Source organism: Rhodococcus sp. 06-221-2, from assembly GCF_002258365.1.
Taxonomy (GTDB): Bacteria; Actinomycetota; Actinomycetes; order Mycobacteriales; family Mycobacteriaceae; genus Rhodococcoides; species Rhodococcoides fascians.
On record NZ_NOYJ01000017.1, the window covers coordinates 1 to 20,847 of the forward strand.

Here is a 20,847-nt window from a genome sequence, read left to right on the forward strand (position 1 = left end):
CCAACCTCGTTCACCCAGTCCGTGAAGACCGGGTCGGTGTCCGTCGCTCTGACTCGACAAAAGTTACGCCACCAACCCCACACACGCAAATCGGCAGGTCAGGGCGCTGGAGACGCGTCGAGCCGGCCGAGACGGCACCGAACGCCTCGGAATCGGCGGTCAACTGGACAAAGCGTCGCGCGCAAATCGACGGGACCAACTCGGTGAGTCCGATACGGCTTCCCGAAAGTAGAAGCTCGGGCCATGGGCACCGATGAGGTCGAGAAAGCTCATGGTCGTCTGAGCAGCGAACTTGGCGTCGAAAACACCGGAATCCTCACTGGCCCAGCCTAATTCCGAGACCGTCTCGATCAGCATCTCGTTACGGTGGGCTGCTGAGGCCGATGCGGCCAGGGAGATCAGGAACAGCGTCGCGGCATCGGTCTCGTACGTCTCCCTCCCCAGCGGAAGCCGCGAGGCCGCATGGCGCCACATGCCGATCGGGTCGTCTGCCAGTGATTCGCCGAGCTTCGTGCGCAGCAGCCGCCCCTTCGCGATGCGGGTCAACCCGAGGTGTCGGACCGCCTCGCGCAAGTCGGTGACCTGATGGTGGTCGATCTCGCGGCTGCTCGACCCAACCCACCCCAGACCCCAATCGAGCTCGTCGCGGATCGCTGCCACGAAAGCGGGCTTGAGGTAGCCGGCATCGGTGAGGACAGCGCCGCCGTCGCCGACCTTTCGGAGAAACCAGGTGAGCTTGGCCATCGCGATCTCGGCAACCGGCAGGTCCACCGAGCTCTCGACGGTGAGCTCGCACCGGGGCAGCAACGCCATCAGTGACGGCACGTGGGTGGGTCGTACTCGGTCGAACAGTCGCCCGATGGCCGGTGCGGCCGCCACAGCTTCGGCGAGCGTCGACCTACCGACATCTGCCGATTGCAGCACGCGGTTGACTGCATCGACCTCGAAACGGGCCGGGTCGAACGTCGGACCCCACTGGGAGAGAAGTTCGGAGTGTTCGGGGTCGGACGAGTCTGCCGCGATGTCCAGCGCCTGGGTATAGCGCGACGGACCGCCCGAGGACTCGGGAGGACACGCGCGGGCACCGTCGAGACAGATCGAACGAAGGTCGTCGATATCGGAGTCCTCGTGTTCCAGCTCGACTGTGTGGGTCCACCCGTCACCGAAATCGTATTCGTACGTCATGACGGATCCCGGGTTCGTCAACACCTCGTCGACGCGTACCCGCTCCTCACTGGAGGCGTCGTCGTCCGGTTCGTCGTCGAGGGTCTCCTGCATTTCGAACCGTCGGGTCGCCCCCGCGGTTCTGACACTGAATGCGTGCAGGTGTCGGTCTTCCCAGCCCACGGCGATCTGCAGTACCGAATGCAACTCCGACAACAACAGATCCGATCGCACGCGCACTCGTCGCCAGATCGACGGCCGCGTGTGATCGATACTCACCCTCAGCACCAGATTCGCCAGGCCACGCGCGGCACCCTCCGTTGCGCTGGGTTCGGCCGGCTCGTCGGCTTCGGGGATATCCGGCACCACCGACAGGTGCCGAACGCGGCCGGTTCTGATCGACATTCCTACGACCCTAGCCGGATCGGTGCAGCAGACCCAGGTGTCACGAAACACCGCCGCTCGATCCTGTCCGGGCGGTAGTGCAGAGCAGTATCGCCTACCCTCGTGCGGTGCCGACTCTGCGCGCCTTGGAATGCTTCGTTGCCGTCGTCGACTGCGGCTCGGTCACCGCGGCGTCGACCCGACTACACCTGTCTCAGCCGGCACTGTCACATCAGTTGGCCGCCTTGGAGAACGAGATCGGTACCCCACTACTGCAGCGACTCCCCCGTGGCGTCCGCCCCACCCCCACGGGCCTTGCCGTCCTCGATGACGCCAGGGCGGCGCTGGCGTCCGCCGAACGGGTCATCCGCACCGGCAGAGCCTGCGCGGAAGGCTCGGAAGGTCGCCTCCGGTTGGGCTGCGTCGAAACGATGACCGTTCCCGTACTGGCTCCCACACTTCGCACCTGGGCACGTAAATACCGCGACGTCGACATCGAATTGACCGAATACAGCAGCGCCGACGTGATGGCCGACGCCGTTGCGCGAGGCGATTGCGACGTGGCAGTGGGCCCCGAGTCGACGCGCTTCGTCGGGGAGGTGGTCAAGATCGGTACCGAGGACGTGGTCGCGGTGGTCCCCGAGGGCCTCGACCTAACCGACCGGCCCGACCTGTCGTGGGCCGATCTGCTCGATCGGCCCGTGGTGCACTACCACCCGACCAACGGGCTCGCCGCCTGGATCGACGCCGAGGCCGCATCGAGCGAGGTGGTTCTGACCGTTGCCACCCGCACTCGAAGTGCCAGCACAGCAGCACAACTCGCTCGGGCGGGGCTGGGCATCGCACTCGTCCCGAGTACAGCGCTGCCGCCGAGGTTCGACGGAGTCGTCAAACCGCTGCGCCCGCCACTTCGCCGGACGGTGGTGGCCATGATCGGCTCCCCTACCGACGCCCTGGTGCAACGGTTTCTCACCGACCTCGCTCGCCACGGCATGCCGAAAACACGCGGACTATGACGCCTGAGTGACGACATGGGTTCGACGAGCAACCCGGCTCCAGTGTTCGGCTCGTTCAGCTCAGACGCCCACCGCCGTCGACATGCAGTGTTGTGCCGGTGACGAAGGTGGCGGTGAGGGCGTACAGCACGGTGGCGACCACATCGGCCGGTCGACCGACGCGTCCGGCAGGATTCGCTCGCGCCGTCTCCTCGAAGAACGATTGCTTGCCGTCGCCCATGGCGTCCCATGCTCCGGAGTCCACGATTCCCGGCGACACGGCGTTCACTCGAATCGGTGCCAGTTCTACCGCCAAAGCCTCGACGAGAAACGACACGGCACCGTTCGTCGTGGACATGATCGACAGCCCTGGCGCCGGCTTCCATGCGGCAACCCCCGAAAAGAACAGCAGCGAGCCACCTTCGGAGATGTGCCCACCGAAATGCTTGGCCAACAGGATCGGCCCGATCACTTTTGCGTCGAACGCTTTTCGGATATCGGCGACGTCGAGCTCACCTATGGGTCCGTTGGCATGATCGGCGGCCAGACTCACGACGTGATCGATCGCTCCGACAGTTGCAGCAGCTGCGGCGATGGATTCCTCGTCGCTCAGATCCACAGTCAGGGCGCTGGCTCGATCACCCAGCGCAGACACAACCCGTTCCACGACATCCGGCCGACGCCCGGCGAGCACGACGCTTCCTCCGCTGTCGATGATCTCGGTAGCAACCGCCCTACCGATTCCCGACGCTCCGCCGATCACAAGTACTCGCATGGTGTTTCACCTTTCGCTCGAATGGTTCGTCACCAGTCAAACGAAAGCCTGCCGGTTCTACAATCGCGATAACGAGGCCCTGCCATAGAAAACCCGAATGAGTTATGCCGCGGGAAGCGTCAGTCCGTCGTTGATCGCGGAGACGTCGAATGCGAGCGCATCCAGCTGAGACTCGAGCGTCGTCACGGTCAACTGGACCAAGTACTGAGCTCCCTCGCCGACCACTGCGTAGCGCGTCGTCACCGCAGCCTCGAGCCCTTGGGCGACGTAGGTGCCCCGAATGAACCGTGACGGCCACCCGACCCACGACGCCGTACTCGCCTCCCGCTCGACCCACCCGGGCATCGCGCGCCCGTCACCGAAACCCAACGCCATCAACGCTTCCGGGTCGATGGAGCGAGAGAGCTTCCCGACCAGCAAGACAGCATTCGGCGCGAAACCGTTCTCCACCAGGTTCGGCTCGACCGTCACTTGGGTCGCACCGGGAAACTGTGCCGGATCGAGCGTCTGCCACCCCGCGGGAACCGGCACCGTGATGCCGAGATCGGCCGCCGCAGCGCCGTCCAGCGGCAACACCTGCAGTGCATGAGCGTCGAGATACTCGGCGATCGTGGTGGGTTCGGACGGTCGGGTCGTGGGAGAGTCGTTCACTGCAGGCCCTTCGTGGTGGTCGATTCGGCACGACCGAGGCTACCGGCGTCCGCCGAACCTACCTCGACGACTCCACACAGCAGGGCACTGTTGTTCGGAGACAACGCGATCCGTGATGTCGGACCCAGGTGGGTCGAGGGCCGGTCGACCGAGAACAGTATCGCGAACGACTACCGCTGCACTCGACGCTCGGTGAGTTCTTCGAGATAGCGAGCAACCGCATCGTCGTCGTGCGAATGCAGTACGCGATCGGCCACAGCGCGCACCGGCTCCGCAGCATTCGATGGGCACAGCGCGGTACCGGCCCACGCCAGCATGGGAAGGTCGTTGCGCGCATCTCCCACTGCTGCCACGTCGTCCTGAGCTACGCCCCACTGTTCGCACAACTCCGCCAGAGCAGTGGCCTTGGATACCCCGGCGGCGGACATCTCGATGTACGGTGCCCCGGAGTGCGTCAGTTCCACACCGACGAGACCTGCCTCGGCCACCAACGCGTACAACTCCTCGCTCGGCGTATCACGATGCCGTGCAACAATTTTGACTGTCGGCTCGATGTCGGCCGACAGACCGTCCTCCGACAGCTCCATCTCGTGCGGGTGGCGGTGATGGTCGGCGAAGACGCACAGCTCCGCGTATCGCGACTCGGCGACGAAACGAGTGGCACCCACAGTTGCGAACGCCACGCCGGGAACCAGAGATCGAACGGCGGAGGTGACAGCCGCGACCGTCTCCGTTGGCACCGACCTGGTCGCGACGATGACCGGGCTGCCATCGGCAAGGTCCAGCACCACCGCACCGTTCGCTCCCACTGCCGTACCGGTGAACCCACACGACGCCGCAAGCTCGGCGATGGAGTGCCGCGCCCGCGCCGTCGCCCACACCACCCGGATGCCGACGGCTTCGGCCGCGGCCATCGCATCTGCCGTCCGCGCCGACACCGTTCGATCCGAACGAAGTAACGTGCCGTCGAGATCGGTTGCGACTACCTGGATCTCTCCCGTGTGCCTCACCCGTCCGATACTGCCAGGTGCCGACGCGTCAGCCTGCCACCAACGTCAGGACCGAGATCTCACTCGGTGCGAACACCCGGAACGGCGGCCCCCAGAATCCCGACCCCCGACTGGTGTAGAGCTGTGTACGCGCTCCATGCCTGCTCAGTCCGTGCACCACCGGCTGGTCCAGTCGAACCAATGCCGCGAACGGCCAGATCTGACCGCCGTGGGTGTGGCCGGACACCTGCAGATCGACGCCCGCTCGGACGGCGTCGCCGATCTGTTTCGGCTGGTGGGCCAGCAGCAACACCGGGATCGACGGATCGGCCCCGGCCAGTGCCCCAGCCAGATCGGCACCGTGGCCGGGGGCACCCGACCCTGCTGCCGTGGCGTCGTCAACACCGGCGATGACCAAGGCATCGTCACCTCGATGCAGCACGACATGACGATTGTGCAGCGCGTTCCACCCGATGCTCTGCATGTGGTCCAGCCACTCCTGCGCCTCACCGAAATACTCGTGATTACCGGTGACGTAGACGCGGGCGGCGGACGCGCGCATCGATTCCAGCGGCGCAGCCTGTTGCCTGCGCGTGGACACGGAACCGTCGGCAATGTCGCCGACGTGCGCGAGCACGTCCGGTTCGAGCGCGTTGACGGCGTCGGTCAGTCGCCTCGACCACACGGTTCGGTTCACCGGACCGAAGTGGGTGTCGGTGACCAGGACGACTCGCAGGCCGTCGAATCGGGCACCGAGCCGGGCAATGCTGACGCTCGTGTGCCGAACGCGCGGGGTCCGCATGGCCTCGTAATGGCCCCAGAGGGCAAGGCCGACGATCACTGTCGCCGTCGCCGCCGCCGTGATTCGCGACCGCAATGGATCGTCGACACCGGCCGCCCACAGCCCGAGCCTGAGCAACAGTGAGAGCGCCGACCATACGAACGCGATCCAGGCGAGACCCAGCAGGACGTCGCCGAGACGCGCCCAGGCGTCCTTCCTGTCCCCCTCGATGCCGGGCCGGTGACCGAGATACATCGCGGTGGGCAAGGCGAGCGCGGCAGCGATCACCAGTGCCGCGCCGAGCAGCCGAACCACCGGCGGCCACTGCGCCCCCGCGAACAGCACGGTCCACATGGGCAGCCCGAACAGCACCGCACATACGGCAACAATCGTGGCCGGCAGCATGGTTCGCCGACGAAGTGTCCGTGCGGGCCGGGCCGGCGCAGCCCTGTCGTCGTACCGCCCCTGCGTCTGTCGATCTGCCATCGGCGGAGACCCTCTTTGCTCGAACGTGCGCGAATACCGCGAACCAGACTACGACGGTAACGAGCTACACGCTGACGCGCCGCGACTGCTGCGGGCTACACCTACGGGCTGCTGCGCGTGGTGTATCCCCGCAGTCCGTTGAGCGGCAGTTGGTGCTCGGCGACCACCTCGTCGACCGAGCTCTCGGACTCCTCGACGCCACCACTCGATTCGACTCCGTCGACCGCGCCCCGCACTTCTTCGGAGCTGTCGACCGAATCGGATGCACCCGGTCCGTCCGAGTCCGCAGCTGCAGCAGGCTCTTTCGGCGCTGTCGGGGGTGTGGACGCGCGCGGAGCTCCGGTCGCGTCGATCGTGCTCGAACCGTTCGCAGCACCGGTTCCGTTGGTCGACCCCGACCGTCTGGATGTGCCGGTTCCGTTCGTGGTGTCGGTGTCGGCGGTGTTGTCGCTAGGTATGTCGAGGCGGGGCATCGTCCACAGAGACAGCACCGAATCATGCCGAACGGGTGCGTTCGTTCGTGTCGCAGCCTCGAAAGCCCCGGAATCGTCGAACTGCGAGGACTCGAGCGGTACCGGTGTCCAGGTCTCCTCGGACGCCGTTCCGCCTTCCGCACCAACGGCACCGGGCTTGATTCCCAATCGCGCGAGGGTGAACCACAGACTGTCGAGAGCACCGTCACGGTCGAGGTGGTACTCCGATTCCCGCACGCGCCAGAACGTCCACCCGCATCGCTTGAGTTCCTGCTCGCGTTGCAGATCCGCCGATCGTTGCGCGGGGGTGGTCGAGAACGAATCACCGTCGCATTCGACGGCGAGGCGAGAGGACTCCCCCGTGACGACGAGCGCGATACGCCGATTGTTCACTTCGACACCGGGATTGACGTGGAAGCCACGCTCGACGAGGTCGTTGAACAGCTGCTGTTCCAGCAGCGTCTCGAACGGGGCTTTCCTGATCTCGCGCGAGACGTTCTGGGGCATCGGATCGGCGGGAGCAGGCGAGACCGACGTGACGTAGCCGAGCAGAGAGTTACGCAGGTCTGCTCGTTTGAGGCGATCGACGGTGACCGAATGGAACAGCCACAACTGATCCTGCGCCCGCGACGCGGCCACGTTGAACCGACGCTTGTACTGGTTCGAGGTCAGGGTGGCGAAGTTCTGATCCGGTGCCACCACCATCGACAGGAACACGACGTTGCGCTCGTCGCCCTGGAAGTCCGGTGGCGTGCCCACTCGCAAGCGGCGTTGTTCCCACTGCTCGATGCCGATACGTTTGATCAGCTCGTTGCGAATCTCGTCGACCTGCGACTGCCCCTGCAGCACAACGACTCCGAAGGTCAGGTCGTCGTACGCGGTATCGGCGAGGCATTCGGATATCTGCTCGGCGATGGCGATGGCCTCGGTACGGTTGACGAGCGAGGCGTTCTTTCCGGTGACCGTCGCCCCGCGAACGTACGTGTGCCGAAGCGGCGGCAGTCGATCGGAACCGAACTGCCGCACCGGCACCAGTGGCGAGTCTCCGTAGAACTGCTGACTCGACCAATTGATGATCTCCGGCATCGAACGGAAGTGCTCTCGTAGTCGCACCACCTGACCGAACCGGGTGCGCAGCATGGAGAACAGACTCGACCGCGGTGTCAGCGTCGCCCGCACGTGCTCCGGTAGATCCGGGAGATATACATCGAGGCGGTCGAACACGTCCTCGAGTGTGCCGGCCTGCGGGACATCGGCGGGCGCGCACTGCCGGTCGTCTCCCACCACGATCACCCGAGGCGCGAGGTACAGCAGGAACAGGCTCGTGATGTCGGCCTGGCTGGCCTCGTCGACGATGACGACGTCGAAGCTACCCGGCACCGGCGGAATCGACGCGAGCACCTGGGAGAGCGGCATGACCCAGGCGGGCACCGCGCTCTGTGCCTCTCGCATCGCCGATCGTGCTGCGCTGCGGTAGGTTTCGGCGTACTTGCCGGCACCCGAACCGATACTGGAAATGTGCTCGCGGTAAGTCTGCAGTGCGCGAACCTCGACGGCCGTCATCCGCTGCAGGCTGTTGAGCCAGGCACTCGCGGCAGCGAGACGCGTCGTGAGATAAGCGATGTCGACATCCGCGGCCGCCAACTCTGCTTCGAGTTGCTGCTCGAGACCCCCGTGGTGCTGCTCACCGACCCATTCGCGCGCGCGACGCCACGCCCACGCCTTGGACAGCTGCCAACTGAGCTCGTCCCATTCCGGGTCTGCCGCGGTGTCCTTGACCAACTCGAACAGGGCCGGCGCGACTGCCGACAGTGTGGCCGACATCGACTCGAGCAGCAGCTGATTCTCCTGCTCCGCGCAGGCCTGAGCGTAGGCGGAGACCGCGCCCGCCAATTCTGCAGGATCGGCAGCGCCGAGGGCCGTCACCAGATTCAGACCTTCGGGCGACGGTCCCGCATCGATACGAGTGGCCACCGCGAACTGCAGAGCGTCCAGCTCGGCGCGGGCGATGTCGATGTCGACGCGCGCGGAGATGGCCGCAGCGGCTCCGGCTATCTCCTGAGCTTCGGCGAGGCTTCGAATCCACGGCGCAGCAGGCGACACCGTGTAGAGCCGGTGTACCAGTGCGTCACGAGCGGCAACCACTGCCGCTACGGAACGGAGTCGATCGGCGATCTGCGCAACGGTGTTGACGCGAATCGATCGAGGGCCGTCGAGTGGGACGACGATCGCCAGGTCGGCCAGCAACACCGCCGCCGTCTGCACGGTGTCGAGAGCCCGAATATGTTCCGCGACAAGCCGAGCGGCCATCGCACTCGTCGCCGGTTGCCCGTCGACGGTGGCGACGATGCCGAGAGCTTCGACGGTCTTCTGCTCCTCGCTACGCCGAAACCGCGGCTTCCATTCGATTCCCGATTCCAGCGCAGCTGCGAGCGCATCCATAGCCTGCAGAGTCGCAGCAGACGTGGACGAGCACTGCACGTCGTGCGCGCCGATGTACCGGTCGGACGCTGCGGCAGTGGCAACGAGGTCGTCGATTCCGCTGACCCGCGACCACAGGTGAGACGCTTCGCCGGACAGCACGGAGTCGGTCACCCGCGCATACGTGGCATCGAGCTCCGCGACCACTCGCACGCGAGCCGCCAATTCCTCGCAGAGAGAACGGATGTCGGACGAGACCGCAGGTTCGACGCCGCTCAGCAACGTGATCAGGTCGGCAGCCAGCGGCGGGACGGCGTCTATCGACGTATGCACACGCCGGCACAGCGCTGCGAGTTCGGCCGAATTCGGCAGCATCGTTTCGGGACGCGGCAGCACCTGGCGCGATCGTTGCTCGCGGGCACCGTCGGAGGTCGCAATCAGCGCTCGGAGTTGGTCGACCTGGGCACCGTCGAACGGTGGCCGGTCGGCGAGCAACGGCCCGGGCAGCCACTCGTGGGCACCTTCGGCTGCTTTGACCTTACGTACGATCGACGCCACCGTGCCGTCGTACCCATCCGAAACATATTCGTGCACAACGGTTTCGGATTCACGAAGGGCGCTGACACGGTTCAGCAGTTCCGTCCGACGAGCGAGCGCGGCCGCGCGGCGGGTGGTGAGCGCGTCGATCTTCTGCTGCTCACTGGCTTCGTCGAACGAGGTCTTACGCTCGGCGATCTTGGCGACGCTGCGATTCAACTCGTCCGAACCACCACGGGAGAGGTCGGTGATCGAGACGCAGAGCTCCTGCAACTCGGGCGGCAGCTTGTCGCGCAGGACTCGCAAAGCTTGTGACTTTTCACTAGTGACCAGAACCCGCTGACCTCGCGCCAGCAGCCCGGACATCAGGTTCGCGATGGTGTGGGTCTTCCCCGTCCCGGGCGGCCCTTCGACGACCACACCGCTGTCGCGTCCGAGTCGTTCGATGATCTGCGACTGCTCGGCGTTGGCCGGCAGCGGAAACAGCGGATCTTCGGCCAGCGCCGCCGACGCGCCGGCTCCGGTCCGTTCGAGCCATGCCATCCGATCGGCCGGCTCGATCGCGTCGACCAGTTGCGCGAGGCCCAGCGGAACCGGTGAGTCGGCGGCGTCGAGATCGGCGATCATCTGCTCGTAGTACTCGACCAGCGCGAACGAGTCGCGGGTTCGGAGCACGAGTGCGGGCGAGACCGTCAGCGTTCGATCGTCGTCGATGTATGCGAGAGCTCCCGGGGGCCCGAGGCGATCGAGCACCTCGATCTCGTAACGGGGAACTCGCGTCGCCCATTCACGCAAGAATTCTTCGACGCCCTCACCGAGCGGCGAGTCGACGTTGCCGTGCAGCTTCTCGGCGAGAGCCACCGAGCCGGAGGTATCGAAGTCCTTCGATCCGGTGAGCAGCTGGCCGTCCTCGAGACGCGGGGTACTACCGGCGACCAGTCGAACCAACAGGTCGCCGGTCCGCACATCACGTTCGATTCCGGCCGACTGGGTGAGGAGGTGAGTACGCACGCTGCGCTGGGGGTCGGGGTTGCTCGACGTCAGCAGACCCGATGCCACCACCAGTTCGATCGACTCGGGGCGCGAGGCGAGCTCTTGCATCATCAGTTGCAATGCCTGGTACAGCGCTGCCTTGGGCCGCCGGTCTCGATCTTCCTGAGCCCACTGCTTCCAGGACTCCGAGTACTGCTCGAAAGCCTTCTTGATCTCGTAGGCCTTGCGAATATCGAAATCGGCGTCGGACTCCTGCGCCTCGCCGCGACGACGTGATGCCGCCGTCGACGCGTCGGCGAGCTCGATCTCGCGGTAGCGACTGTCACCGACGACCTGGGGATCGAGCCAACCCGTCAGAAGCGCCGGTGGCTCGGGCGGGTCGTCGACGGCGATGCGCGGCGCCCGAAGTACGACCCCGCCCTGGCCGGCCTTCGGGTCGAGACGAACCGGAATCTCACTGGAGTACAACCACTCGACCTGGACATGATCGTCGAACCTCAGGACCGGATTCGACCGCGCCTCGACTATCTCGCGCAGGAAGCGCAACAGGCGCGCAACCCTGCTCTTGAGCTCGTCGTCGTATTCACGACCGGTAGCCGCTGCAGCCGTCACAGTTTCCCCACAAATGCTCGAATGGCCGTCCCGCCAGGGGACAGTGCTTACGCACCCGCGTCACAGTAGCCGTTGAAAAGCAGTTGTTCACCGGGGTCCGAGCACACAGAATGCGTTCTAGTGTTCGGTCACAAAGACCGACTCGGTTGCTTGGAACGACAACAGAAAACGCGGCCCGTCCGGACACGCACCGGCCGCCGATCGCAGGAGCGTCGCATGCGCAAGCTGGTCTACTACATCGCCGTCACACTCGACGGATTCATCGCCGCGCCCGACGGCACCTACGACTGCTTCGCGACCGAGGGTGATCACCTCGAGGCCATCGTGACCGAGCTGCCCGAGACGCTGCCGGTGCACGTCCGCGCCGCACTCGGCATCGATGCCCCGCCGGCGCGGTTCGACACCGTGGTGATGGGCCGGGCGACCCTGCAACCCGCACTCGACATCGGCATCACCAGCCCGTACCCCCATCTGCGGCAGTACGTGCTCTCCCATACGTTGCCTGCCGCGACGGACGCGACCGAGCCGATCGTCGGCCGGAACCCGATCGACCTGGTTCGAGAACTCAAAGCCGAGGACAGCGACGCCGACGTGTGGCTCTGCGGCGGCGGCCACCTCGCGGGGCAGCTCGTCGACGAGATGGACGAGCTGTTTCTCAAGGTCTATCCCGTCGTGCTCGGCCGGGGAATCGGGCTGTTCGCGCCCGAGACCGGACCCGAGCCGCCGATCGCACGACGGTTCGAGCATCTGCACTCACGCCAGTTCGACAGCGGCGTGCGGTTCACCCGGCTGGTTCGCCCCGACGGCGGTGAGCGATGACGTATAAAGACTGAATGCCTGCCGCACCGGTGTCCGAAGGGGAACAGCCGACTCGCCGGCCGACGACCCAGCGCGGACTACGGACCCGATCCACACTGGTGGCAGCCGCCCGACGCGTGTTCGAGGACAGCGGCTACCTCGACTCCCGGCTGATCGACATCACCAGAGCCGCGCACTGCTCGGCTGGGACCTTCTACACGTATTTCACCAGCAAGGAAGAGATTCTGGCCGCGGTGCTCGAACAGGCCAGGGACGACATGCTGCACCCCGGCACGGAACGGGTGGACCCGCACGACGATCCCGCTGCCGTGATCGCAGCCAGCAATCGGGCGTACTTCGAGGCATATCGGCGCAACGCCAAGCTGATGGCACTGCTCGAGCAGGTCTCCAACATCGATCCCGACTTTCGCCGCCTGCGCCGCGAACGCGCCGACGCGTTCGTTCGACGCAATGCACGCAGTATCGAGAGCCTGCAGAAACGCGGCGTGGCGGATACCGACCTCGATCCCCTGCTCGCCTCCCGCGCATTGTCGTCGATGATCAGTCGTCTCGCGTTCAACCACTTCGTCGTCGACGCCGAGGACGGCAATCCCGACGCCGACTACGAGGCGCTGCTCGCCACTGCGACGAGGCTGTGGGTCAACGCGTTGCGGATACCGGACAAGAGCGTCGGACACACCGGATGAACGCCTCCTCGGCAACCTGCTGCTCGTCCGAAACCGCCTTCGTCGACCTGTACCCGTCGGTAATGTACTCGCCGGTAGCCAGAGATGGTGAGGAATCACGAATTATGCGTCCCGACAACGCTACTCGTGAGTACGAATCCGATGTGAGGCAGAGCAAAGAAAATGTCCAGTACGGAATGTGTTGTCACAGAATTGAATTGGCTCGTTCGTGATCAATCACACTCACCCCGAACGCCGTTGGCACGGCACAGGGTCCGGTTGCCGCTAGAATGAGTCGACCGGAGTGCTGCATGGGCGCAGGACCGGAGCCTGCGCAACGACCCGACAACCATCAAACGGACATGCCCAGCCGGACCCACCTCCCATCGAGTGCACCGACGCGATGTGCGCCTACACCGAGCGAAGAGAGATACGTTGTTCAAGCGGATTGCAGTAGTCAACCGAGGCGAGGCAGCAGTACGGCTGATCCGAGCCGTCCGAGAGCTCAACGCCGAACACGATTACGGCATCCGCACCGTAGCGCTGCACACCGAGGCCGAGAAGCGGGCCATGTTCGTCCGCCTGGCCGACGAAGCGGTCACGCTGCGTAAGCCGGCGAGCGGCTCGGCCTACCTCGATTACGGCGTGCTGGAAGCGGCGCTGGTGGAATCCGGGGCCGACGCCGTATGGGTCGGCTGGGGCTTCGTCGCCGAGGACCCGACGTTCGCCGACCTGGTCGCCCGCTTGAACATCACCTTCATCGGCCCGTCCGCGGACGCGATGCGCCTGCTGGGTGACAAGGTCGAGGCCAAGATTCTCGCCGAGAAAGTCGGCGTTCCCGTCGCACCGTGGTCCGGCGGCCCCGTCGAGACCCGCGCCGACGCTCGTCGCCACGCCGCGGCGATCGGCTACCCGTTGATCATCAAGGCCCGCTCGGGCGGCGGTGGCCGCGGCATCCGCAAGGTCTTCCACGAGGACGAACTCGAACTGTCCCTCGAACGCACCCAGGGTGAGGCCGAGCGCTCGTTCGGCGACCCCGTCGTATTCCTCGAGCGTCTGGTCACCGACGCCCGGCACGTCGAGGTCCAGGTCATCGCCGACAGTCACGGCAACGTGTGGGCCCCCGGTGTGCGCGACTGCTCGATTCAGCGTCGCAACCAGAAGGTCATCGAGGAGTCCAGCTCCCCGCTGCTGACCAAGGAACAGTCCGATCAGCTGCGCACGGCCTCGGCCGAGCTGGTCAAGGCCGCCGGATATCAGGGCGCGGGCACCGTGGAGTACCTCTACCAGCCCGAGCAGAAGATCTTCACGTTCCTCGAGGTCAACACCCGCCTGCAGGTCGAGCACCCGATCACCGAATACACCACCGGCATCGATTTGGTGAAGCTGCAGATCCTCGTCGCCGACGGTCAGGCACTGCCCGGCGACTGCCCGCCCGAGTTCGGTCACGCCGTCGAGGCCCGCCTCAACGCCGAGGACGCCGACAACGGCTTCGCACCGGCCCCCGGCACCGTCGAGCTGCTCAAGTTCCCCCTCGGCACCGGCATCCGCGTCGACACCGGCATCGCCCAGGGCGACGTCATCCCACCGGACTACGACTCCATGGTCGCCAAGGTCATCGCCTGGGGCCGCGACCGCAGCGAAGCGCTGGCGAGACTGCGTAACGCACTGCGCGAGACCACGGTCGTCATCGACGGCGGCACCACCACCAAGTCGTTCCTGCTGAGCCTGCTCGACCGCGAGGAAGTCATCTCCGCCTCCGCCGACACCGGCTGGCTCGACCGCACCGAAGCCGGTTCCCAGGTGGGGCCGACCGCCGTCGCCGACATCGCCATCATCGCCGCAGCGATCGATGCCTACGACGCCGAGGAAGGCCGCGAACGCACCTCGTTCCTCAACTCCGCTCGCGGCGGGCGCCCACGCGCGACACACGCCATCGGCCGAACCGTCGAGCTGAACTACCAGGGCCAGGCCTACAAGCTCGAGGTCGGCCAGACCGGTACTCACCGCTACAGCATCGAAAGCGACGGCATCGGCGAACTGCAGGTCGATGTCGAGCGCCTCGGCACCTACGAGAGCCGCCTCGTCATCGGTGACCGCCGCTACCAGGTGGTCACCGTCGCCGGAGCCGCCCACTTCCTCGTCGAGGTCGACGGCATCAGCCATCAGATCTCCCAGGACGAGGCCGGGCTGGTCCGTGCGCCTGCACCCGCTGTCGTCGTCGCCGTCCCGGTCGCCGTCGGCGACGAGGTCGATGCAGGACAGACCCTCGTCGTCCTCGAATCGATGAAGATGGAAACTGCCGTCCGGTCCCCGTACGCGGGCACCGTGCGTGAGGTCCTGGCCTCGGTCAACGGACAGGTCGACGCGGGAGCTGCACTGCTGCGCGTCGATCAGGCCGGAGAACAGAAGGTCTCCGAGCAGGCACCTCGGGTGCAGTTCCGTGGCGTCGACGACGCCGCGCAGCGCTCGCCGCAGCGTCGCGCACTGGATCGGCTCGACGAACTTGCAGCCCTCATCACCGGCTTCGACGTCAGCGGTGCCCGGGCTCGAAACCTGTTGTCCACCTACGAGACTCTGCGTGCCGAGGTGCCACGCGACGATTCGGAGCTGGTCACCGCCGAATTGGCGTTGCTGAACACCTTCGCCGACATCTGCGAGCTCTCCCGCAACCGTCCGACGATGGACGAGGAGACGGGCGACGAGCGAGTCCACTCCCCCCGCGAGCACTTCCACTCGTTCCTGCACTCGCTCGACGCGGACGTCCAGGGTCTGCCGGAGTCGTTCCGCGCCAAGCTCACTCGCGCGCTCGCGCACTACGACGCTGCCATCGACGAGGGCCGAACCCCGGCTCTCGAAGAGGCCGTCTACCGCGTCTTCCTCGCCCTGCAGCGCATGGAGAACCAGGTTCCGGTGATCGCGGCCCTCCTCGGCCACTGGCTCAGCGACTCCTCCGCCCAGCCCGAGGCCACCCCGGCCATGGCCGAGGTACTCGAGCGCCTCATCGGTGCCACTCAGGCTCGCTACCCCGTCATCGGCGACGTCGCCCGCAACCTGCGCTTCCGGTTGTTCGACGAGCCGCAAATCCGGATCGCCCGCGAGAAGGTCTACGACGGCGTCCGTGGCAGCCTGCAGTACCTCGCCGAGAACCCGGACGCAGCCGACTACTCGGCGCGTGTAGCAGCTCTCGTGGCGACACCGGAACCGCTGATCGAGCTTCTGGCACAACGGATCACCGATCCCGGTGCTCTGCTCGAGGTGATCACCCGTCAGTACTACGAAATTCGCACCCTCGAGGATGTCAAGGCCTTCGACCGCGACGGTAAGCACTTCGTCACCGGCAACTTCGAGCTCTCGGGCGAACGACTGCATCTGATCTCGACCGCGACGGACTTCGACTCCCTCGCAACGACTCTCGACGCCGTCGAGGACATCGCCGGCCCGTCGCCGGAAAACCTTGCCGTCGATCTGTACCTGTCGTGGCCCGACGCCCCCGCCGACGGCGACGTGCTCTCGGCCCGACTGCAGGAAGTTCTGGCCGCCCACTCCGGCTCCGGCCGCTGGCGCCGGGTCACGGTCACCGTGTTCGGCGCGGTCACTCGAAAGATGACGTACCGCCGCACCACGGTCGAGGGATCCGAGCCCCTCGCCGAGGACACCATCATTCGGGACATGCACCCACTCACCGGTCAGCGACTCGACCTGTGGCGACTGAAGAACTTCGACGGAGTTCGCCTGCCCGCCAGCGCCGGAACCTACCTGTTCCACCTGACGTCCAAGGCCAACCCGTCCGACGAGCGACTCGTCGCCCTCGCCGAGATCCGCGGCATCACAACACAATTGGACGACGCCGGAAACATCGTCGCCGTGCCGGAGATCGAACGAACCGTCGCAGCCTGCCTCGACGGCATCCGCCGCGCACAGGCCGGACGCGGCAAGAAGCGTCTCGACGCCAACCGCGTCGTGCTCTACGTCTGGCCGGTGCTGAACGTGCCCGCGGACCGCATCGCCACCATCGCCCGGCACATCGCTCCGCTGACCATCGGAGCCGGACTCGAAGAGATCACGCTGATCGCACGCCTGGCCGAAACACCGGGCGCGACGCCGCGCGAGGTGGCTCTGCGCCTGTCGTACCGGTCCGGTGCCGGCATCGTCGCCAAGGTGACCCCGCCGCCGACCGAGCCGATGCGCCCGCTCGACGAGTACACCCAGAAGGTGCAGCGATCCCAGGCCCGCGGCACCGTGTACCCGTACGAGCTGATTCCGTTGCTCAGCAGCAACGGTGGCACGTTCACCGAGTACGACTTCGACTCCGACGGCGTGCTCGCCCCGGTCGATCGTCCCTACGGCCGCAACTCCGCGGGCGTCATCGTCGGTGTGGCCACCACCCCGACCGCCAAGTACCCCGAGGGCATCACTCGCGTCGCACTCTTCGGTGACCCCACCAAGGCGCTCGGCACCGTCGCCGAGGCGGAGTGCTCGCGGATCGTTGCGGCCATCGACCTCGCCGAACAACTCGGTGCCCCCGTCGAATGGTTTGCATTGTCCTCCGGCGCAACGATTTCCATGGAATCGGGCACCGAGAACATGGACTGGGTCTCGCGCGGACTGCGCCGCATCATCACCTTCACCCAGGCCGGCGGAGAGATCAACATCGTCGTCGCAGGCATCAACGTCGGCGCGCAGCCGTACTGGAACGCCGAAGCCACCATGCTCACCCACACCAAGGGCATCCTGGTGATGACCCCCGACAGTGCGATGGTGCTCACCGGAAAGCAGTCCCTCGACTACTCCGGCGGCGTTTCGGCCGAGGACAACTTCGGTATCGGTGGCTACGACCGTGTCATGGGCCCCAACGGCCAGGCGCAGTACTGGGCACCGAACCTGCGGGCCGCATGCGACATCCTGTTCGCTCACTACGATCACGCGTATGCCGCACCGGGAGAACGCTTCCCACGCCGTGCAGCCACGGCCGACCCGACCGAGCGCGACGTTCGTACCTACCCGCACGTGCACCCGTCGAGCGACTTCACCACCGTCGGCGACATCTTCTCCTCGGTGACCAACCCGGACCGCAAGAAGCCGTTCGACATTCGTACCGTGATGCGCGCCGTGGTCGACCAGGATCACTCGGTGCTCGAGCGGTGGGCCGACATGGCCGACGCCGACACCTCGGTGGTGTTCGACGCCCACCTCGCCGGAATCCCGGTGAGTGTGATCGGTATCGAATCGCGAGCCATCCCCCGCAAGGGCTGGTTCCCGTCCGACGGCCCCGATCAGTGGACCTCGGGAACCCTGTTCCCGAACTCGTCGAAGAAGACGGCACGCGCCATCAACGCCGCCAGCGGAAGCCGGCCGATCGTGGTGCTGGCCAACCTCTCCGGCTTCGACGGATCACCGGAATCGCTGCGCAACATCCAGCTCGAATACGGTGCCGAAATCGGCCGCGCCATCGTCAACTTCGACGGACCGGTCGTGTTCTGTGTCGTCTCGCGTTACCACGGCGGCGCGTTCGTGGTGTTCTCCGGAGCACTCAACGACAACATGGAGGTCCTCGCAGTCGAGGGCTCCTTCGCCTCCGTACTCGGCGGTGCCCCGGCAGCCGCAGTGGTGTTCACCCGCGACGTCAACGCCCGCACCGCAGCGGACGCCGACGTCAAGGAGCTCGAAGCACGACTGAACGCGGCCGAGGACGACGCCACTCGCTCGGCACTGCGCGTCGAACTCGCCACCGTGCGAGCGAACGCCCGCAACGCCAAACTGGGTGAGGTGGCAGCCGAATTCGAGGCCATCCACAACATTCAACGCGCACAGAGCGTCGGATCGGTGCACCACATCGTCCCCGCCGCCGAACTGCGACCGCAGCTGGTCGCCGCCGTCGAACGCGGAATGGCGCGGTCGCTGGCGAAGTAGGGCTCAGGCTCCACGCACACGCGCGCGCGTTTGCTGGATGCGAGCGGAATGGTTACCTATTCCGCGAGCGTCCGGCGAACGCGCGCGCGTTTGATGGTTCAGGGGGTTTGTCGGTTGGGGGTTCAGTGCAGGGCGTGCGCTACCAGTAGGTCACGTCCGTTGCGACGATTCCGGTGCACTGTCCGGTGAAGATGGTCACCGAGCAGGCCTCCCACAACCGGGACAGATCCGAGAACAAGCTCGACACTCCGTTCGCGCTACCGGTGCTCGCGCTTCCGGTATCGGCCACCGCGACCGCTGGCGACGCTATGGCGATGACGGCAGCTCCCAACACAACAGCAATACGACGCTTCACGCAGTTCTCCTCTGTGCTTCCATCGGACATGTCTGCTCGACACGCTAACCTCGCGCCCGAATTGTCACCATCGTCCGAACGAACGATTCCTGGGCGTCAGAGCTGGAGTTCTCGGGCGCTGGCGAATCGCCGCTGTTCGCCGGTGAGCGGGTCGATGAAGTCCAGTGCCCGGGCCAGGAGCTGCAACGGCCGAGTGAAGTCGTCGGCGGGAGTCGATGTGTACACCGGATAGTACGGATCGTTGACGATGGGAATCCCCAACGACGACAGATGGATTCGCAGCTGATGGGTCTTACCCGTCTTGGGGAAGAGTCGATAGCGGGCGAGGTCGCCGAGAGTGTCGATGAGCTCGATTCTGGTCTCACTGTTCGGCTCCCCCGGCTCCTCGTACGCTGTCATGACACCGTGTTCCTTCAGGATCCTGCTCTGTACGACGCGCGGAAACTGCAGTGCTGCATCGAAACCCGCGACGGCCTCGTACTCTTTGGCGACGTTGCGCGTCGAGAAGAGTTCCTGATACGGCCGTCGGGCATGCTTGGTCTTGGTGAAGAGCAGCACTCCAGCGGTGGCGCGATCGAGTCGATGCGCGGGCGTGAGGTCGGGGCAATCGAACTGCCTGCGCAGCCGCACTGTCGCGGTTTCGGTGACGTGCCGACCACGCGGGATGGTGGCGAGGAAATGTGGCTTGTCGACCACCAGCAGATTTTCGTCCTCGTGCAGGATGCCGATCTCGAACGGCACCGGAACCTCCTGCGCCGGAACACGATAGAAGTACACCAGACTGCCGGCGCGGTAGCGAGTGTCCAAAGTTATGGGCCGACTCTTCTCGTCCACCAGTTCGGCGTCGCCGATTGCCCGACGCCAATCGTCTTCGGGCATCTCACGTTCGAGATATTCGACGATGGTGGCGGACGGATCACCATGCGGTAGAAGCAGTCTCAGAGGCGCGAGACCGTCTCGAAAAGGCAGCATCACTCAGGCGCAGTCGAGACAGATCAACCGCAAACCACGGCCGGCATCACCGTCGAAGTCCTGGTAACGAGACGTCGGGTTGCCGCACGCACTGCAGCGACCGATGACGGCGGTGTGGTCGGAGAAGTTCTGTGCCATCCGCTTGTCGAAGACGAAGAGCGAGCCCTCCCAGAGCGCGTCGTCGCCGAAAGTCTCTGCGTACCGGACGATTCCGCCGTCGAGCTGATAGACCTCCTCGAACCCGCGAGCCACCATCAACGAGGACAGCACCTCACACCGCACTCCCCCGGTGCAGTACGTGACCACCGGGGACTTCTTGAGATGGTCGTAGGCACCGGAATCGAGCTGCGAGACGAAGTCCTTCGTCGTCTCGACGTCGGGCACCACCGCGTTCTTGAACTTGCCGATCTGCGCCTCGAACGCGTTGCGGCCGTCGAAGAAAACCACGTCGTCACCGCGGGAATCGACGAGCTCGTGCACCTGCTGCGGGCTCAGATGAGTGCCACCGCCGACCACGCCGTCGGTGTCGACCTTCAGTTCCCCGGGGGCTCCGAACGTGACGATCTCGTCGCGCACTCGCACGCTCAATCGCGGAAAGTCGTTGCCGAGGCCGTCGGACCACTTGATGTCGGCCGACTTGAAGGCCGGATAGCTGCGGGTGCCGCGGACGTACCTCTTGACGTCGTCGACGTCGCCGCCCACCGTCGCGTTGATGCCGTGTTCGGAGATGAGGATGCGTCCGGTCAGGTTGTTGGACGCGGCCAGCGTGTGTTGCCACAGCCGGATCGCCTCGGGATCTGGCAATGGAGTGAACACGTAGAACAGGACGATTTTCGGTACAGCCACGCCGTCCAGTATGGCG

General features: G+C 65.7%; 13 protein-coding genes. 4 read left to right on the forward strand and 9 right to left on the reverse strand.

The window, feature by feature from the left end; all coding sequences use genetic code 11:
• Positions 1 to 159: 159 nt before the first annotated feature.
• On the reverse strand, positions 160 to 1,569 hold the full coding sequence (locus tag CH281_RS09920; RefSeq protein WP_032364876.1) for a plasmid pRiA4b ORF-3 family protein: 1,410 nt from the start codon (positions 1,567 to 1,569) through the stop codon (positions 160 to 162).
• Positions 1,570 to 1,676: 107 nt separating this feature from the next.
• Here CH281_RS09920 and CH281_RS09925 point away from each other — a divergent pair, with 107 nt between their 5' ends.
• Entirely contained in the window at positions 1,677 to 2,564 is an 888-nt protein-coding gene (locus tag CH281_RS09925) for a LysR family transcriptional regulator (RefSeq protein WP_032364898.1), read from the forward strand.
• Between the two features lie 55 nt (positions 2,565 to 2,619).
• Here CH281_RS09925 and CH281_RS09930 read toward each other — a convergent pair whose 3' ends face one another.
• From CH281_RS09930 to CH281_RS09950, 5 genes are all read right to left on the reverse strand, one after another.
• Positions 2,620 to 3,318 carry an SDR family oxidoreductase gene (locus CH281_RS09930; RefSeq protein WP_032364877.1) on the reverse strand — a complete coding sequence of 233 codons (699 nt, stop codon included), beginning with the start codon at positions 3,316 to 3,318 and terminating at the stop codon, positions 2,620 to 2,622.
• 102 nt (positions 3,319 to 3,420) lie between these two features.
• Positions 3,421 to 3,969: an LpqN/LpqT family lipoprotein gene (locus tag CH281_RS09935; protein ID WP_057472880.1), complete on the reverse strand. Its 549-nt coding sequence runs from the start codon at positions 3,967 to 3,969 to the stop codon at positions 3,421 to 3,423.
• Between the two features lie 170 nt (positions 3,970 to 4,139).
• Positions 4,140 to 4,979 carry an HAD family hydrolase gene (locus tag CH281_RS09940; RefSeq protein ID WP_094694031.1) on the reverse strand — a complete coding sequence of 280 codons (840 nt, stop codon included), beginning with the start codon at positions 4,977 to 4,979 and terminating at the stop codon, positions 4,140 to 4,142.
• Between the two features lie 28 nt (positions 4,980 to 5,007).
• Positions 5,008 to 6,225: a metallophosphoesterase gene (locus tag CH281_RS09945; protein ID WP_094694033.1), complete on the reverse strand. Its 1,218-nt coding sequence runs from the start codon at positions 6,223 to 6,225 to the stop codon at positions 5,008 to 5,010.
• A 101-nt stretch (positions 6,226 to 6,326) separates the two neighbouring features.
• Positions 6,327 to 11,261 (reverse strand): AAA domain-containing protein, encoded by a 4,935-nt coding sequence (locus tag CH281_RS09950; RefSeq protein ID WP_094694035.1) that lies wholly within the window; start codon positions 11,259 to 11,261, stop codon positions 6,327 to 6,329.
• Between the two features lie 216 nt (positions 11,262 to 11,477).
• Between CH281_RS09950 and CH281_RS09955 the strand changes: the two genes are divergently transcribed.
• The 3 genes from CH281_RS09955 to CH281_RS09965 all read left to right on the forward strand — a co-directional run bounded on the left by CH281_RS09955 (position 11,478) and on the right by CH281_RS09965 (position 18,658).
• Complete coding sequence (locus CH281_RS09955) at positions 11,478 to 12,080, forward strand: dihydrofolate reductase family protein (RefSeq protein WP_032389953.1); 603 nt, start codon at positions 11,478 to 11,480, stop codon at positions 12,078 to 12,080.
• 14 nt (positions 12,081 to 12,094) lie between these two features.
• Entirely contained in the window at positions 12,095 to 12,766 is a 672-nt protein-coding gene (locus CH281_RS09960) for a TetR/AcrR family transcriptional regulator (RefSeq protein WP_094694037.1), read from the forward strand.
• A gap of 414 nt (positions 12,767 to 13,180) precedes the next feature.
• Positions 13,181 to 18,658 (forward strand): ATP-binding protein, encoded by a 5,478-nt coding sequence (locus CH281_RS09965; protein ID WP_094694055.1) that lies wholly within the window; start codon positions 13,181 to 13,183, stop codon positions 18,656 to 18,658.
• Positions 18,659 to 18,797: 139 nt separating this feature from the next.
• On the opposite strand, the gene CH281_RS09970 is transcribed toward CH281_RS09965, so the two are convergent.
• The 3 genes from CH281_RS09970 to trhO all read right to left on the reverse strand — a co-directional run bounded on the left by CH281_RS09970 (position 18,798) and on the right by trhO (position 20,831).
• Positions 18,798 to 19,013, reverse strand: coding sequence for a hypothetical protein (locus CH281_RS09970; RefSeq protein ID WP_032383864.1), 216 nt, complete (start codon positions 19,011 to 19,013; stop codon positions 18,798 to 18,800).
• A 96-nt stretch (positions 19,014 to 19,109) separates the two neighbouring features.
• The gene (locus tag CH281_RS09975; protein ID WP_094694057.1) at positions 19,110 to 19,985 is read right to left on the reverse strand and encodes a pseudouridine synthase; all 876 of its coding nucleotides are present in this window, start codon (positions 19,983 to 19,985) and stop codon (positions 19,110 to 19,112) included.
• 3 nt (positions 19,986 to 19,988) lie between these two features.
• The gene (gene trhO / locus CH281_RS09980) at positions 19,989 to 20,831 is read right to left on the reverse strand and encodes an oxygen-dependent tRNA uridine(34) hydroxylase TrhO (RefSeq protein ID WP_032364882.1); all 843 of its coding nucleotides are present in this window, start codon (positions 20,829 to 20,831) and stop codon (positions 19,989 to 19,991) included.
• Between the last annotated feature and the right edge of the window lie 16 nt (positions 20,832 to 20,847).